Source organism: Bradyrhizobium erythrophlei (assembly GCF_900129505.1).
Classification (GTDB): domain Bacteria; phylum Pseudomonadota; class Alphaproteobacteria; order Rhizobiales; family Xanthobacteraceae; genus Bradyrhizobium; species Bradyrhizobium erythrophlei_D.
Genome location: NZ_LT670818.1, coordinates 2902645 through 2917330, shown reverse-complemented (window position 1 = coordinate 2917330; position 14686 = coordinate 2902645). Strand labels below are relative to the sequence as shown.

13 protein-coding genes and 1 pseudogene are annotated in these 14686 nt (G+C 60.7%); 4 read left to right on the top strand and 10 right to left on the bottom strand.

Annotated elements, in window-relative coordinates; translation table 11 throughout:
• Positions 1-14 precede the first annotated feature (14 nt).
• A complete protein-coding gene (gene pobA, locus B5525_RS13470; protein ID WP_079566442.1) occupies positions 15-1208 on the top strand; it encodes a 4-hydroxybenzoate 3-monooxygenase in 1194 nt (397 codons plus the stop codon).
• A gap of 112 nt (positions 1209-1320) precedes the next feature.
• On the opposite strand, the gene B5525_RS13465 is transcribed toward pobA, so the two are convergent.
• The 4 genes from B5525_RS13465 to B5525_RS13450 form a co-directional block, all read right to left on the bottom strand.
• A complete protein-coding gene (locus tag B5525_RS13465) occupies positions 1321-3156 on the bottom strand; it encodes an ankyrin repeat domain-containing protein (protein WP_172899868.1) in 1836 nt (611 codons plus the stop codon).
• Positions 3157-3352: 196 nt separating this feature from the next.
• Positions 3353-4201 (bottom strand): DUF4118 domain-containing protein, encoded by an 849-nt coding sequence (locus B5525_RS13460; RefSeq protein WP_079566440.1) that lies wholly within the window; start codon positions 4199-4201, stop codon positions 3353-3355.
• A 538-nt stretch (positions 4202-4739) separates the two neighbouring features.
• The gene (locus B5525_RS43845) at positions 4740-4829 is read right to left on the bottom strand and encodes a K(+)-transporting ATPase subunit F (protein ID WP_154073196.1); all 90 of its coding nucleotides are present in this window, start codon (positions 4827-4829) and stop codon (positions 4740-4742) included.
• A gap of 414 nt (positions 4830-5243) precedes the next feature.
• Entirely contained in the window at positions 5244-6242 is a 999-nt protein-coding gene (locus B5525_RS13450) for a helix-turn-helix domain-containing protein (RefSeq protein ID WP_079566438.1), read from the bottom strand.
• Between the two features lie 785 nt (positions 6243-7027).
• Between B5525_RS13450 and B5525_RS13445 the strand changes: the two genes are divergently transcribed.
• Both B5525_RS13445 and B5525_RS13440 read left to right on the top strand, forming a co-directional pair.
• Complete coding sequence (locus B5525_RS13445; RefSeq protein ID WP_079566437.1) at positions 7028-7807, top strand: DUF3050 domain-containing protein; 780 nt, start codon at positions 7028-7030, stop codon at positions 7805-7807.
• A gap of 289 nt (positions 7808-8096) precedes the next feature.
• A pseudogene (locus tag B5525_RS13440) lies at positions 8097-8558 on the top strand (Fe-Mn family superoxide dismutase); the annotation flags it as partial.
• An 11-nt stretch (positions 8559-8569) separates the two neighbouring features.
• On the opposite strand, the gene B5525_RS13435 reads toward B5525_RS13440, so the two are convergent.
• A protein-coding gene (locus B5525_RS13435; protein WP_197687878.1) for an IS630 family transposase occupies positions 8570-9636 on the bottom strand; the annotation gives its coding sequence in 2 pieces (ribosomal slippage) (positions 8570-9147 and positions 9147-9636; 1068 coding nt in all).
• 61 nt (positions 9637-9697) lie between these two features.
• Between B5525_RS13435 and B5525_RS13430 the strand changes: the two genes are divergently transcribed.
• Positions 9698-9862, top strand: a complete 165-nt coding sequence (locus tag B5525_RS13430; protein ID WP_079566436.1) for a Fe-Mn family superoxide dismutase — start codon at positions 9698-9700, stop codon at positions 9860-9862.
• Positions 9863-9944: 82 nt separating this feature from the next.
• On the opposite strand, the gene B5525_RS13425 is transcribed toward B5525_RS13430, so the two are convergent.
• From B5525_RS13425 to B5525_RS13405, 5 genes are all read right to left on the bottom strand, one after another.
• The gene (locus tag B5525_RS13425) at positions 9945-10949 is read right to left on the bottom strand and encodes an ABC transporter substrate-binding protein (protein WP_079566435.1); all 1005 of its coding nucleotides are present in this window, start codon (positions 10947-10949) and stop codon (positions 9945-9947) included.
• A 170-nt stretch (positions 10950-11119) separates the two neighbouring features.
• The gene (locus B5525_RS13420; protein WP_079566434.1) at positions 11120-11863 is read right to left on the bottom strand and encodes an ABC transporter ATP-binding protein; all 744 of its coding nucleotides are present in this window, start codon (positions 11861-11863) and stop codon (positions 11120-11122) included.
• On the bottom strand, positions 11856-12623 hold the full coding sequence (locus B5525_RS13415) for an ABC transporter ATP-binding protein (RefSeq protein ID WP_079566433.1): 768 nt from the start codon (positions 12621-12623) through the stop codon (positions 11856-11858). Before B5525_RS13415 ends, B5525_RS13420 begins: the two co-directional genes overlap by 8 nt.
• The gene (locus B5525_RS13410; protein WP_079566432.1) at positions 12616-13563 is read right to left on the bottom strand and encodes a branched-chain amino acid ABC transporter permease; all 948 of its coding nucleotides are present in this window, start codon (positions 13561-13563) and stop codon (positions 12616-12618) included. The genes B5525_RS13415 and B5525_RS13410 overlap by 8 nt, the downstream gene beginning before the upstream one ends.
• Positions 13560-14477 carry a branched-chain amino acid ABC transporter permease gene (locus B5525_RS13405; RefSeq protein ID WP_079566431.1) on the bottom strand — a complete coding sequence of 306 codons (918 nt, stop codon included), beginning with the start codon at positions 14475-14477 and terminating at the stop codon, positions 13560-13562. The genes B5525_RS13410 and B5525_RS13405 overlap by 4 nt, the downstream gene beginning before the upstream one ends.
• Positions 14478-14686: the final 209 nt, after the last annotated feature.

Below are 14686 nucleotides of genomic sequence, written 5' to 3'. Positions count from 1 at the left end.
TGGGGAAATCCAACATGGAACGCACGCAAGTCGCAATCATCGGCGGCGGACCGGCCGGCATGCTGCTGTCCCATATGCTGCATCTGGACGGCATCGACAGCGTCGTGCTGGAGCGCCAGCCGCGGGATCACGTCCTCAAGCGCATCCGCGCCGGCGTGCTCGAACACGGCACCGTGAAGCTGTTGCGGGACGTAGGGCTCGGCGAACGAATGGCGCGGGAAGGCCATGCCCACGATGGCACCTGGATCGCATGGGAAGACCGCGAGCCGTTTCTGATCGACACCAAACGGCATACCGGCAAGCAGATGTGGTCGTTCGGCCAGACGGCCATTACCGAGGAGCTTTATCGGGTGAGAGCACGCGACGGCGGCCGCCTGATCGACGACGCCGGGCAGGTCGTGCTTCACGAATTGACGGGTGACAGGCCCTGGATCGGCTTCGAGAAGGACGGCGCGGCGCAGAGACTGGAATGTGAATTCGTCGCGGGCTGCGACGGCTTTCACGGCGTGTCCCGGGGCAGCCTTCCCGGCGAACTGCTGCGAACCTTCGAGCGGGCCTATCCGTTCGGCTGGCTCGGCGTGATGTCCGAGACGCCGCCGCTCGGCGACATCATGTATGCCCAGCACAGACGCGGCTTCGCGCTGGCCTCCCAGCGCAACGCCATGCTCAGCCGCTATTACATCCAGTGCGACCTCGCGACAAAACTGGAGGATTGGCCGGACGACCGGTTCTGGGAGGAGCTGAAGCGCCGGTTTCCGCCCGACATCGCGCGCAAGATCGTCACCGGGCCCTCGATCGAAAAATCGATCGCGCCGCTGCGCAGCTTCGTCGCCGAGCCGATGAGCTACGGCCGCCTGTTCCTTGCCGGCGACTCCGCGCATATCGTCCCGCCGACCGGCGCAAAAGGCCTGAACCTCGCGGTTTCCGACGTCTTCTATCTGCATCGGGGGTTGGTCGCGCAGATCAGGCGGAACGACGGTCGCTATCTGGAGCGCTATTCGGAAACGGCGCTTCGCCGGGTGTGGGGCGCAGAGCGGCTGTCCTGGCAATTGACCAAACTGCTGCACGTTTTTCCTGACGACGACGACTTCACAAGGCGCGTCAATCTCAACGAGTTCGATCACCTGCAGGCGTCCGCCGCCGCCCAGGCGGCGCTCGCGGAGCAATATGTCGGGTTGCCATTCGAAGATTTGGCCGCGAACCCATAAATGCGCCGGGCGAATGGTCGCCAGAGCCCGCTATGCCCCCGATAGCCGACGTAGTGTTGCATCGCGACGAAACGACGTTACGTGCCAGAAACGGACATTAATCCGCAGCAAACTAGCTCGCACCAGCAGTTCCTGACGGCGGACGCAACGACTCTAGAAACCGCGCGACGTCATGATGCCCATTTTTTGAGGCGATCATCAATGCTGTGGTCCCCTCAGCGTCCTTCACGTCCACGTCGGCATTCGCCGCCGCAAGCACTTGGACAACTTCCAGGTGACCGTTCATTGATGCAAACCATAGCGCCGTTCTGCCGAATTTGATTCTGGCATTGACGTCGGCGTTCGCGGCGAGCAAAGCCTCCACGACCATGAGATGGCCACTGCCCGCAGCCATGATCAGCGCCGAGGAGCCGTGTCCCTCTCTCGCGTTCACGCTCGCGCCAGCGTCGAGCAAGGCTTGCACCAAGTCCAAAAAGCCGCTTCCGGCGGCCCCCATCAAAGCTGTCTGGCCACTCTTGGTTGCCGCGTGCACGTCGGCCCCCGCCGCGAGCAGCAGCCGCCCTATTTCGGCTCGTTTCCAGGATAGCGCCACCATCAACGCGGTGAATCCGTAGTCGGTTCGTGCATTCACATTCGCACCGGCGGCAAGCAAGTCCTTAACCACTTCTGAAAGGCCATCCCGTGAGGCATGGGTCAACGGAGTCCAACCTTCGGAATTAGATACATTCACGTCGGCACCGGCTGCAAGCAACGCTCGCGCCACTTCGATGTGACCTGACTGGTTGACGGGGGCTCCGCTGGTGGACGCTTGATCGACAGGCCGACCACAGGCATACAACAGGGCCGTTTGGCCGTCTTTAGTTTTGGCGTTCACATCGGCTCCGGCTGCAATCAGGGTTTGCACCATCTCCAGTTGGAGATTACGCGATGCAGCCATTAAGGCCGTATAGCCGCCGGCCGTCTTGGCATTGATATTGGCCCTTGCGCTCAGCAGGATCCGAACTACCTCGAGGCGCCCCTCCTGAGCAGCCAGGATTAGCGCCGTCTCGCCGTATTTGGCTCTGCGAGTGTTAACACGGGCCTTTGCAGCGAGCAGAACCCTGATGACCTCAATGTGCCCCTGCGCGGCGGCTGTCATCAACGCTGTCGCGCCGTGGGTCAGTGAAGCTGTACCGCCTGTCATCCGAGCATCGATGTCCGCGCCGGCGGCCAACATATCCTGCACAGCTTCGACGTCACCGTTCAGCGAAGCCATCACAAACGCCTTTGTGTCGTTGATCGAGACGACATTCGGCCGTTTACCTTCGCCCTCTGCCGCCAGGCGCCGAGCAAATTCCAGCCTGGAGTCGAAATACCTTTTGAGTTCAGCATCGTTGTAGGGACCGTTAGGTACTCTCTTGATATTCGTCCAGCCGTCCATGTACCTCACAGCTTGCAAGCAAATAGAGCGCCATCTGCGATCCAAATCGTCGCCCTCGCTTACTCCAAAATCTCCATAGCGTTTCGCCAGAGCGTCGGCCGAGAGATGTTCCTCAACTGCTTTGGCGATGACTTCTCGTATCGAACCTAGATTTGAACTTCTGACCTTATATTCAAAGCCATCAAGATCATTATGCACGGCTGCAAGAAACCGCGCGTGTGCATCGGCTCCGACCGTTTCCAGCGCATCAATCGTTTCTTCCATCACCGCTCTCGACCATTCGATCTCGGCCAAAAAGTCCTCCAGATCGTCAGACGGCTCCGATCGAAGAACCAACTCGGTAACACGATGCACGTGAATGAGTGGCCTGGGTATTTCCTGCTCACTAAAGCCAAATTGCACGAGGCGTTCAGCGTAGACATTCACCTCTAAGCAAAAGCGAAAGCATTCCTCGGGCGACCGATCACGACGACCTTGCTCCGTATACGGCTCCGTCGAGACAAAAATACAGTCAACGAGCTGCGACATCAGTATTCCCGCCATTGAGCATAATGATAATAAATCGCAACCACAGAGAGAGTTCAAGCGACTGAGCTCGGATTTTTTAGAATGTCCGTCAAACGCGTCGGTTTGACCGTACGCCAACTACTTCCGGTCTTGCCTCCGAAATGGACATCCTCAGAGCCTTCCAGGACGTCTCAAACGTGCCAGGAGCGGTCATCACCTACCCGGTGCGGAAATGCTGGCGATCGAGCGCGAGAGCGACGAGGCCTCCCACGGTTTCAACCAGAGTGGCGGGCTTGGATGGACGCTCATCGGGGTCGAACGCCAACCCAATGACGGCCCATTGTCCCGTAGGTGTCGACACCGGCCAGAAGTCGAGGCGCGAGGCGTCGAATGGGTAAATCCCTGCAGGGACTGGCCGACCAGTCGTCAGTGAAGACTGCGCGGCCTCCATCTCCACATCGAGGAGCTCGATTTCGCCGCGCCTCTCCATGAACGTTACTTTAGTCTCCGACATGAGCATCACGACAACAGGAACGTGGAAGAGCGCTTCAAGAGTGCTGGCCGCGAGAGAGACGATTTCCCTTCCATCGTCGGCACCGACGACATCGTGACTATAGAGCTGCAGAATTTTTGCCTGCCGCATCAGGAGCGCCGCGTCGTCCGCCCTGCGCCTGGCGATTGAGGCCACGCCGCTCGCAATACATCCGACAACGAAAAGCAGCCCAATAGCCCAAACGTTCGCCGGGTCATCGACCATAAGTGAATAACGCGGCTCTGTGAAAAAGAAATTGTACGCGAGTGCTCCGACAACTGCTGAGCAAAGCGACGGTCCCAACCCGAAAGCGACGGCAGCGATGACGACGGGTATGACATAGACCAGGGACAAGTTCGGTATGCTTACCTTGCTGTCCAACCCGACGGCGATAACTGTTGCAAAGGCGGTCATGACAACTGCAGCAAGATATCGCACCGCGATCGGAGCGCTTGACAGTCGCAAGACCTGAAAGGGATCAGAATCGTCGAGCTGGCTTGCCTCGTTTGGCAACGTTGCTTTCGGAGTGGTCATGGCGATTGCTCACGTTGGAGAAGGCGCGCGCTCGTCGGTATGGACCTGGGCATTAGTGCACTTTAACCGGGCCTGCTGCGCCGTTTCACCCGATCACTTCGTCGGCTGCAGCGCGCCCGGCTGACCTATACACGGCCCGGTGGAATATAGCAGATTACGAAGTCATACGGATCCAGGAAAATGATCCCATGCCCTGTCGGATTGTTCGCGTCGTGTTTCAGCTTGTGGTTCGGAACAACAAACTTGGTTCCGATATCAATATGCTTGCGGCGAAGCGGCCGATCGGGTCTGCCGTACGCCGGAACCTGCCCTACTTCGGCTGCGGGTCAATCGCGCCAGTTTGACGGTGCTCCGATCACTTCCATTCCTCCGCTATGAACAGACCTCGTTCGCGTCCGTCGCCATGTCTCAAAGGTGTGCCAGACTCAGACATGACTGGACATGGCCAGCGCGAGAGCCCGGCGCACTGCTGCTGGATATGAAAGTGCGCCGGGCCTAGGCCGTGCACCATTGGTGCAAAGCCCAATCGGTATTGGCGCTAAAATCGCTCAGGCCGCAGCAGGGCGTAGATCAAGTAACACAGCAACCCGGCAGCGACGAGCGCGGCGAGTGAATAATCGAAAATCATAGGCGTTCTCCTCAGGGGCGTTCGCAGGCATGCGCATAACCTACCGCCACCAAAAAGAAGCCCAGCCCGAGGGCCAGCATGACGACATCCAACATGAGATGCTCCTTTTCGCGCTTGTTTCCGGGCGCGACGGTTGCGCATTCCCGGGAAGGAAGATTGCGATGGATCAAGAGCAATAGACGTCTAGTCGCACCTAATTGTAGGGTGCCACGTTGCCATGTTGCATATGTGGGAGCGCCCCTCGCGAACAACGCACTAAGTGCGGTCAGTGTGGGGCGGCATACGCGAACGGTGTTCGAGTTGCGGGCCACAGTCGGGTTCGTCGGTTTATGACTCCAGACGCAATCGCAACGATACCGCCTTGCGAGCTTCCGAGCAGCGCGAACACAGCGTACCGAGCGTCGCCGAAGGCCATTAAAGCATGGCAAGCCAATGATTGATGTTCCTGTCACAAAGGGCGCGACTATCTTCGGGGGAGCCCCCGCCCGGTGCATGACCGAACCGGTGACGAAACTTTCTCGCGAAATGTCTGTAGTCGCGAAAACCGGACGCGTAGGCAATCTCGCTGAGGGCCTGACTTGCGTCGAGGGCGGCCCGGCGCTGCAGAAGACGCGCGGCTTGATCTAGACGGAACGAATAGATGAATTCACTGCAGGTCGAGCCCCGTTGTGTAAACATTTTCTGGAGATAACGCAGTGAAATCCCAGCTCTCGCTGCGGCCTCGCAAGGACCAAAATCCGGATCGGCGAAACCGTCCTTGATGACGTTGCGGACACGGATGAACAGCTTGTCAGCGTGGCGCGACGGCACCGGATCATTCGGTGCAAACAGCGCGCCGACAAGATCATAGACTGCGAGCCGCATGTAAGAATCGGCCGGCGAGGGCGTTGTTCCTTCGCCTTCCTCAGAATTGCGTATGAGATCAAGGAGGAGACGCCCGGCGGCCGTTCCATTACGGCGGTAATGACCACCCCGCGGCTCGAATCCGAGATGCGAAACCAGAGACCGCCGCGGCAAAAGAAGCACCACGGACTTCCACGACTCGCCTGCATTGCAGTTAAAGAATGTTGCGGGCCGAGCCATATCAACGAGCACGACATCGCCCACATCGAAGCGCGCGGCTTCTTCGTTGTGGGTCATCGCTGACTGGCCGGCGACTTGGAACATCGTGAAATAATGGTCCGCGCCATCGAGGCGAACATCGCGATGCGTCCGCTCGACTCGATGAGCATTGGAACCAACCTCGGCCGCAGTGAACCCACAGACGCGAAGGGGGCGCACACAGCCGGTAAAGGCGTTGGGTTCTATACCTTCCGGGTTGAACCGCCCGCCCATCGTGCGGATCAGGTCTTTCCACGCCTCGAAATCGAGATGTGGTGAGCCAGGGATTTTACCGGTCGCATCTCGTGGCATCGCAACTTCCAATTCTCAAACGACACGCTCGTTCGTAGCTGCCGATCGGAGCGGTGCGCACGTGACAACATGCATGATGCTTGCGTCCGCTGACCTCATCGAGCCTCGAAGGCTCATGAGCCAAAATAAGGACGCCAGCGATCACATCTAATCAAATGGATGATAGGACCCGAGGGACCCTGTCGACCACAAACCACTGCCGCTCCGCCAGTCCCGTTTTCAGTTTTGAGTACCGAGGCTTTGCCGTCGAAGGGTTTGGAGACTCCTTTGAATGCGTCCGCTACGGCCGGATGCCAAGAGCAAAACTCTAGCCCTATGGTGATCGGTACGATTTTTGAAGTCGGTCGACCGGGCCCCTAAGTCGCCGGTCTGATCAATACGGCTGAGAGAATCCTGTCTGGGCTCTTCAGCACTGGATCGAAGAATGGAAGTCTAAGATCTTTATATGAGCGCCGACGGACCGGGGCGCCGGAGCGCTAGAAGGATCAGGGGTTGCTTCACGGGATTGCAAGACAAACGGCGAGCGCGATCAGCGCGGGTCGTAAGGGTACCGACCGGCAAAAACCGGCTCGTAGCGGCCCGTGTGGCTGCGCCGACGTTGATGTCATGAATGAGCCTGGATCGCCGGAGTTTGGTGCTCATGCGCCAGTGACGCCCTTTGAGGGGTACCGGCGCGCACTGACACTTGTATCACCGGTCAGACGAAAATAGGTCGCCGAATCCGGGCTCACACTTCAAACGGAGCCAAAGTGAAACATGCTGAAATGCTGAAATAGAGGTCAAACATGCCGGAACAAGACCGTTACTGCCTCGATACCCTTCGCGCGCGGCTGCTGGACCATCCCGTTTACGCGGAGGTGGCTTCCGCCGAGGATCTGAAGCGATTCATGGAAGATCATGTCTTCGCCGTCTGGGATTTTATGTCGCTCCTGAAGCGGCTGCAGCAAGACCTGACGTGCACCAAAGTGCCGTGGTTCCCGGCGGACAACGCCCGGGCTGCGCGCCTGATCAACGACATCGTGATCGGCGAGGAGACGGATGTCGATCCGGAGGGCTCTTATGTCAGCCACCTCGATCTCTACCTCCGCGCCATGGCGGACGTCGGAGCCAGTACCCGCCAATTCGACGCGTTCCGCTCGCTGGCGCGGCTCGGTACTTCGGTCGAAACGGCGATGGTGCGGACCGGTGCACCGCCTCATGTGCAAGCCTTTGTCGCGCATACGATGGCGCTCGCCCAGTCGGGGTCGACGGAAGAGGTCTTAGCGGCATTCTTTTATGGCCGCGAGGATATCATCCCGGAGATGTTCAGCAGGCTTCAGAAAACGCTTGCTAGCGCAAGGCGCGACAACGCTTCCTTGCGCAATTTCATCTACTACATCGAACGGCACATCGAGCTCGATGGCGACAGTCACGGTCCAATGGGGCGGGAGCTGCTCGAAGGTCTGGTAGCGGACTCCCCACAGAGGCACCAACGTGCTCTGCACGCCGCATGTAACAGCATCAAAGCCCGGATTGACCTTTGGAACGGCACATTAAGCAGGCTTCGCGAAATGCGCGCGGCGTGAGGGCCAAATTCGAAACGTAAGCCCCCCCGGACGACAGATGGGCGGAGTTCGGATGGCTTCGGGACGAGCGAGCTAACAAAGCAAGGAAACAAACCCGCTGCCTCTCTGCGAAAGGCGGCGGGCCTCGATAGAGTACTCGGGGGTTATTCAACAGGTGGAGAGTCCGATGACCATGAATACCGAGCGCCGAAAATTCATCGCAGGCGTTGGCGCGGCCGCAGCATCAACGGCCGTACTTGCAGGCGGCCAAGCACTTGCCCAAGGCAATCAACAGATCGGAGCCAGGGCGATGCCTTACCAGGCCAAACCGATGCCGTTCGATGCGAAATCCATCACTGGCATCTCGGAAAAGGTGCTCGTGAGCCACTACGAAAACAACTACGTCGGCGCAGTGAAGCGCCTCAATGCGATTGGCACCCAACTGGCAGAGCTTGATTTCGCCAAGGCTCCGACTTTCGTCGTCAACGGATTGAAGCGTGAGGAACTAGTCGCCTCAAATTCGATGATCCTGCACGAAATCTATTTTGATGGGCTTGGTGGTGGCGCAAGAGCCAGTGGACCTCTCGCTGACGCCATCGCGCGTGATTTCGGCAGTATGGAGCGCTGGCGATCCGAGTTCGTAGCGATGGGTAAGGCGGAAGGCGGTGGTTCGGGTTGGGTGATCCTCGCGTACTCGCCTCGCGACAAGCGGCTCGTCAACCAATGGGCCGCCGACCACACCACGACGCTTGCAGGCGGTCGTCCGGTCTTATACCAACGGCCCTAATTATTGACTGTTGCCCATGTTCGTGTGGTGATTGAGGCGATGCGCTTTGGATCGTGTTCAAAGAAGTTCCATGCGTCGCAGGTTTTATCAACGATGTCGTCGTAGTCGTCGAAGACGGTGATCGCGAGTTTGTTGCCGCGCAGATATTCCCAGACGTTTTCGATCGGATTGAGTTCAGGCGCGTAGGGTGGCAGACGCACCAGGGTGACGTTTTCGGGGATCGTGAGCGCGGCAGCAATGTGATAGCCGGCGCCATCGAGGACAAGAGCGGCGTGGCTACCTGCCGCCACCTTGCGGCAGATCGCTGTGAGATGCAGCGACATGGCCTCGGCGTTCGCCGCCGGCATGACCAGACCTGCTGCGACGCGACGCTGCGGACAGGCCGCGCCGAACAGGTAGGCCCAGTCGTAGCGCTGGTCGTGCGGTGCGCGGGGCCTCGTTCCACGCTTGGCCCAGACGCGGGTCAGCGTGCCCTGCTGGCCGATCCGGGCCTCGTCTTGGAACCAGATTTCGATCGGCTTGTCTTTGGCGTGCTCGGGAATTTGCGCCCTGACGGTCGCGGCGAAGTTTTTTTAAACGTCTGCTGGGCTTCTTCGTCAGCCTGCGGGTGGCGGGGCCTTACCGACAGTTTGCGGTAGCCGAGCTTGGCTAGAACCTTCCCGACCGAACGCTCGTGGAGCGTGACACCGAAGCGCCGCTGCAATTCGTCGCGCAGATCGACCCGCCGCCAACGCACTACCCCGTGCACCGCGGGGTCGGGGCCGGCCTCGACAAGCTCGGCCAATTCGGCCTGCTGCCGCACCGTGAGTTTTGATCCGGGACCTGGCGATTTGAGATTGCGAAGCCCGGCCAGTCCCGCGGCGTTGTAACGGTGCACCCAGTCCCGCAAGGTCTGACGGTCCATGCCGCAGGTTTCGGCCGCCGTTTTGCGGTCCGAGCCATCGAGCACCAGCGCAAGCGCGAGTATCCGACGCGCCGCGGCGCTATCCTTCTCTCCGCTCGCCGCCTTGCGAAGCGCCGAAGCCGTCAGATCAAGTCGGGTGATCGATACCGCCGCTCCCATCGATGCCGCTCCTCTCAAAGGCTAGCATCGAGTCAGAGTTTCCCTGATTTGGGAATCCCTAATGAGTCACAGTTTCGGGCCGTTGGTATTAGTGCTCGACATGTACGAGCACGCCTATCACATGGACTACGGTGCGGCGGCCGCGCGCTACGTCGACGTCTACATGGAAGCTATTCGCTGGGACAACGCCGCCAAATTGTACGAGCAATATAGCCGGGACACTTAGGGCGCAGGCGGTAGCTCTGCCAGATCATGCGTGCCGTGACCAACTTCCGCTAATGGCGCGCCAGAGGCGGACTTAGCCGCGGTTACTCGATCACGTTATCGGCGCGCGCGAGCAGCGTATCGGGAATTTGAAGATCGAGGATCTTGGCTGTCTTGAGGTTGACCAGCAACTCTAGTTTCGTCGGCCGCTCGACCGGAATGTCAGCGGGCTTGGTACCTTTAGAAATCTTGTCGACAAGACCGGCAGCGCGGCGGAACAGATCGGTCGTGCTCACCGAATAGGACATTAGTCCCCCGGCCATAACGGCCTCCCGGTAGGGGTAAATCCCGGGCATTCGTTGCCTGGCCGCGAAGTCAACGATGAGCTGCCTGTTGGCGTAGTTCACAGGGTGGTACGCAACGAAAAGCGCATCCGGCGGCTCCCGAGTCATCCGAGCGAAGGCTTCGGCATAGCTATGGGGGGCATGCTCCACATGGATCAGCGTCACCCCGAGCGTCGGCGCCGCGACTTGGAGTGCTAGCCCCACGGGGCCTTCCCAAATATCCTTCATGGCGAGAAAGGCGATGCGGGTCGCCTTCGGAACCGCTTCCTTGAGCAGCTGAAGCCGTTTCGTCTCAAACTCGGGACCGGTGTAGGCGAGAAACCCCGTGACGTTCCCGCCGGGATGCGCGAGACTTGCCACGAGGCCGGCCCCGACGGGATCGTCGCCGTAGGGCGAGATGATCGGCACCGTTTTAGTCAAACGCTGCAGCGCCTGAGCCATAAAATCGCCGCCGCCCGTTATCATCACGTCGGGATTGAGAGCTACGAGCTCCGCCGCGAGCTCGCCAATCCGCTCAAGCTTCCCCTCCGCAGAGCGACGGTCGAGCACCAAGTTCTGCCCCTCGATATATCCCAGGTCTCGTAAGCCATGCACGAAGGCTCTGCTGACGGGATCGACCGGATCAGGCCCGCCCATGTCTTTGAGAGGCACGGCGGCGAACAACCAGCCTACGCGGTAGAGCCTCGCTGCCCGCTGCGCCCGCACGACAATTGGCCAAGCCAACAGCGCACCGCCAAGAAGCGTGACGAACTTGCGCCTTCTCATGGCTCCCCCCTGAAAAAATCGCTTTATGCGATTGCCAAAGCCTACCACTTTGCGACCGGCCGGCGAGGGGACAAATGGCAACCCACCAGCCTCAGACGCGACCAGCTTGATGTCTCAGTCGGTCACTTGCGTCGATTCCGGTATGTGGGCTGCAACCAGGCAGGCTCCGTTCACACCCCCAAATACCGATGCTGCAAATCCGGCGCGGCGATCAACTGCTCCGACGTGCCGCTCCACACCGCCCTGCCGCGCTCGATGATGTAGTGGCGGTCGGCGATGCGGGTGAGGTGTTCGATGTTCTTGTCGATCACCAGCACCGACTGGCCGCGGGCTTTCAACATCGACAGGCAGTTCCAGATTTCGTCTCGGATCAGCGGCGCCAGACCTTCGGTGGCTTCGTCAAGGATCAACAGCTTCGGATTGGTCATCAGCGCGCGGCCGATCGCCAGCATCTGCTGCTCGCCGCCGGAAAGCTGGTTGCCCATGTTGTTGGCGCGCTCGGCAAGGCGGGGAAACAGCGCGTGGATCTTTTCCAGCGTCCAGGGCTCGGGACTGCCGAGACGGTTGCCCGAAGCCGCGACGAGATTCTCGCGCACGGTGAGGTTCGGAAAGATCTGACGGCCCTCGGGCACCAGCCCAATGCCCAATTGCGCGATCCTGAACGAGGGAAGTTTTCTGACCTCGGCGCCGGCAAAGCGGATCGCGCCCGCGCGCGCCGGCGTCAGCCCGAGGATGGAGCGGATGGTGGTGGTCTTGCCCATGCCGTTGCGGCCCATCATCGCCACCATCTCGCCGGAGCGAACCCGTAGCGACATGCCGAACAGCACCTGGCTGAGGCCATAGCAGGTCTCGATACCATCGATCTCGAGCAGCGGCGCCAGATCAGCCGAGAGATCAGCCAAGAAATCAGCCATGGCTGGTCACCGCGTGCTGGTCGCCGAGATAGGCGCGCTTGACCTCGTCGTTGGCGCGAATTTCCGCCGGTGTGCCGGAGGCGATGACGCGGCCATAGACGAGAACGCTGATGCGGTCGGCGAGCGCGAACACCGCCGGCATGTCGTGCTCGACCAGCACGATGGAAACCTCGCGGCGCAGTTCCTGCAACAGCTGCACCATGCGCGCGGATTCGGTGACGCCAAGCCCGGCCATCGGCTCGTCGAGCAGCAGCAATTGCGGCCGGGTCGCCAGCGCGACCGCGAGTTCGAGTTCGCGCTGTTCGCCATGGCTCAGCCGGGAAACCACGATGCCGGCGCGATGCCCGAGCCCGACCCGGTCGAGTGCATCCTGCGCGGCCTTGCGCAGATGCGGCACCTTGCGGGCGCTGCGCCAGAAGTGGAAGGAATGCCCGTCGCGGGCCTGCGCGGCCAGCGCGACGTTATCGATCGCGGTGAAGTCAGGCAGCAGCGAGGTAATCTGGAACGAGCGCGCCAGCCCAAGCGCGCTGCGGCGATAGACCGGCACATGGGTGATGTCACGGCCGGCAAGCCTGATCGTGCCGGAATGCGGCGTCAGCTGTCCGATCAGCTGGCTGATCAGCGTGGTCTTGCCGGCGCCGTTCGGGCCGATGATCGCGTGCAACTCGCCCTTCGCGACATCGAGCGAGACGTGGTCGGTCGCGATGATGCCGCCGAACCGGCGCACCAGTTTTTCCACGCGGAGCAAGGGTTCAGCCATGACGCAGCCTCCCCAGCAAGCCATCGATGCCGCCGCGCCCGAACAGCACGATCAACAGCAACAGCGGTCCCAGGATGAGGGCCCAGTATTCCGTCACCTGCGACAGGAATTCTTCCAGCATCAGATAGACGATCGCCCCCAGCACCGGGCCGAACAGCGAGCCCATGCCGCCGAGGATCACCATTACCATCAGGTCGCCGGAGCGGGTCCAGTACATCACGGCCGGGCTGACGAAGTCGGTATTGTTGGCGAGCAGCGCGCCTGCCAACCCGCAGATGGTGCCGGCAATGACGAAGCAGACCAGCCGATACCGCGTGGCGGGAAAGCCGATCGCCTGCATGCGTGCTTCATTGGAGCGCAGCCCCTGCACCACCATGCCGAACCGCGAATTGACGATGCGCCAGATCAAATAGAGGCCGCCGAACAGGCAGAACAGGCAGAGATAATAGAACTGCACCTTGTTCGACAGATTGATCAGTCCGCCGAAATCGCTGCGCTTGTAGATGGTCAGCCCGTCGTCGCCGCCGTAGCGGGCGAGCCCGGAGGCGACATAATAGGCCATCTGCGCGAACGCCAGCGTGATCATGATGAAATAGACGCCGCGGGTGCGCAAGGAAAGCGCGCCGATCACCAGCGCGAACAGCGCGGAAGCGAGAAGCGCCACCGGCCACTGGATAAAACCGGAGCCTATGCCCTCGGCGGCGAGAATGCCGACCGCATAGCCACCGATCCCGAGATAGGCGGCGTGCCCAAAACTCATCATCCCGCCATAGCCCATGACGAGATTGAGGCTGGCGGCGGCGAGCGCAAAGATCACGATGCGGGTGAACAGCGTCAGCGCGAACACATTGCCGCTCAGCGAGGTGTAGAGCGGAAGCAGCAGCAGGCCGGCGACCACCAGCGCCGCGACAAGGTTGCGGACGTTGAACGAAGCCTTCATCGACGATTGGCCGGGAACAGCCCCTCCGGCCGCACCACCAGCACGATCGCCATCACCAGATAGATCAGCATCGAGGACAGCGCGGGCGCCGCGGTGGAAGCCGCGGCCGAACTCAATATTTTCCGCAGCAGGTCCGGCAGGAAGGCGCGGCCGAGCGTATCGATCATGCCGACGAAGATTGCGGCCAGGAACGCGCCCCGGATCGAGCCGATACCACCGATCACGATAATGACGAAGGCCAGGATCAGGATGTTCTCGCCCATGCCGATCTGAACGGTGAGGATCGGAGCCTGCATCATCCCGGCGAGACCGGCGAGCGCCGCACCGAGTCCGAACACCAGCGTGTAGAGCAGCTTGATGTTGATGCCGAGCGCGCCGATCATTTCCCGGTTCGACGCGCCGGCCCGGATCAGCATGCCGAGCCGGGTCCGCATCACCACGATATAGAGCGACAGCGCGACCACCAGTGCGACCACGATGATCGCCAGCCGATAGGCCGGATAGAACACGCCGGGCACGACCTGGATCGGCACCGTCAGCCAGGCCGGCAACGGCAGCGCCAGGCCCGCCGGGCCCCAGATCAGCCGCACCGCATCATTGAAGAACAGGATCAGCCCGAAGGTCGCCAGCACATGGTCGAGATGGTCGCGGCCGTAGAGATGCCGCAGCGCCACGAGTTCCAGGACGATGCCGAGCAGGAGCGTAGCACCCAGCGCCAGCACCACGCCGATCAGGAAATTGCCGGTCCATGCCACGAAGGTGGCCGCGAAATAGGCGCCCATCATGTAGAGCGAGCCGTGCGCCAGATTGACGAAGTCCATGATGCCGAACACCAGCGTCAATCCCGCCGCCAGCAGAAACAGCAGCAGGCCAAACTGCAATCCGTTCAGGAATTGTTCGACGACAAGCAGCATGGACGCTCTAGGTCATTTCCGGTTGTGGCGCATCATAGCCGGCATCGGGGGCCTCGTGGTTCGAGACGCGCGGCGTTGCCGCGCTCCTCACCATGAGGGTTTGACGACCTCATCCTGAGGAGGCGCGAAGCGCCGTCTCGAAGGATGAAGCCACCGGACTGGAAATCATCGTCTTGAAATCGGGCTGCAAAACACGTGCCGAAAGGAAA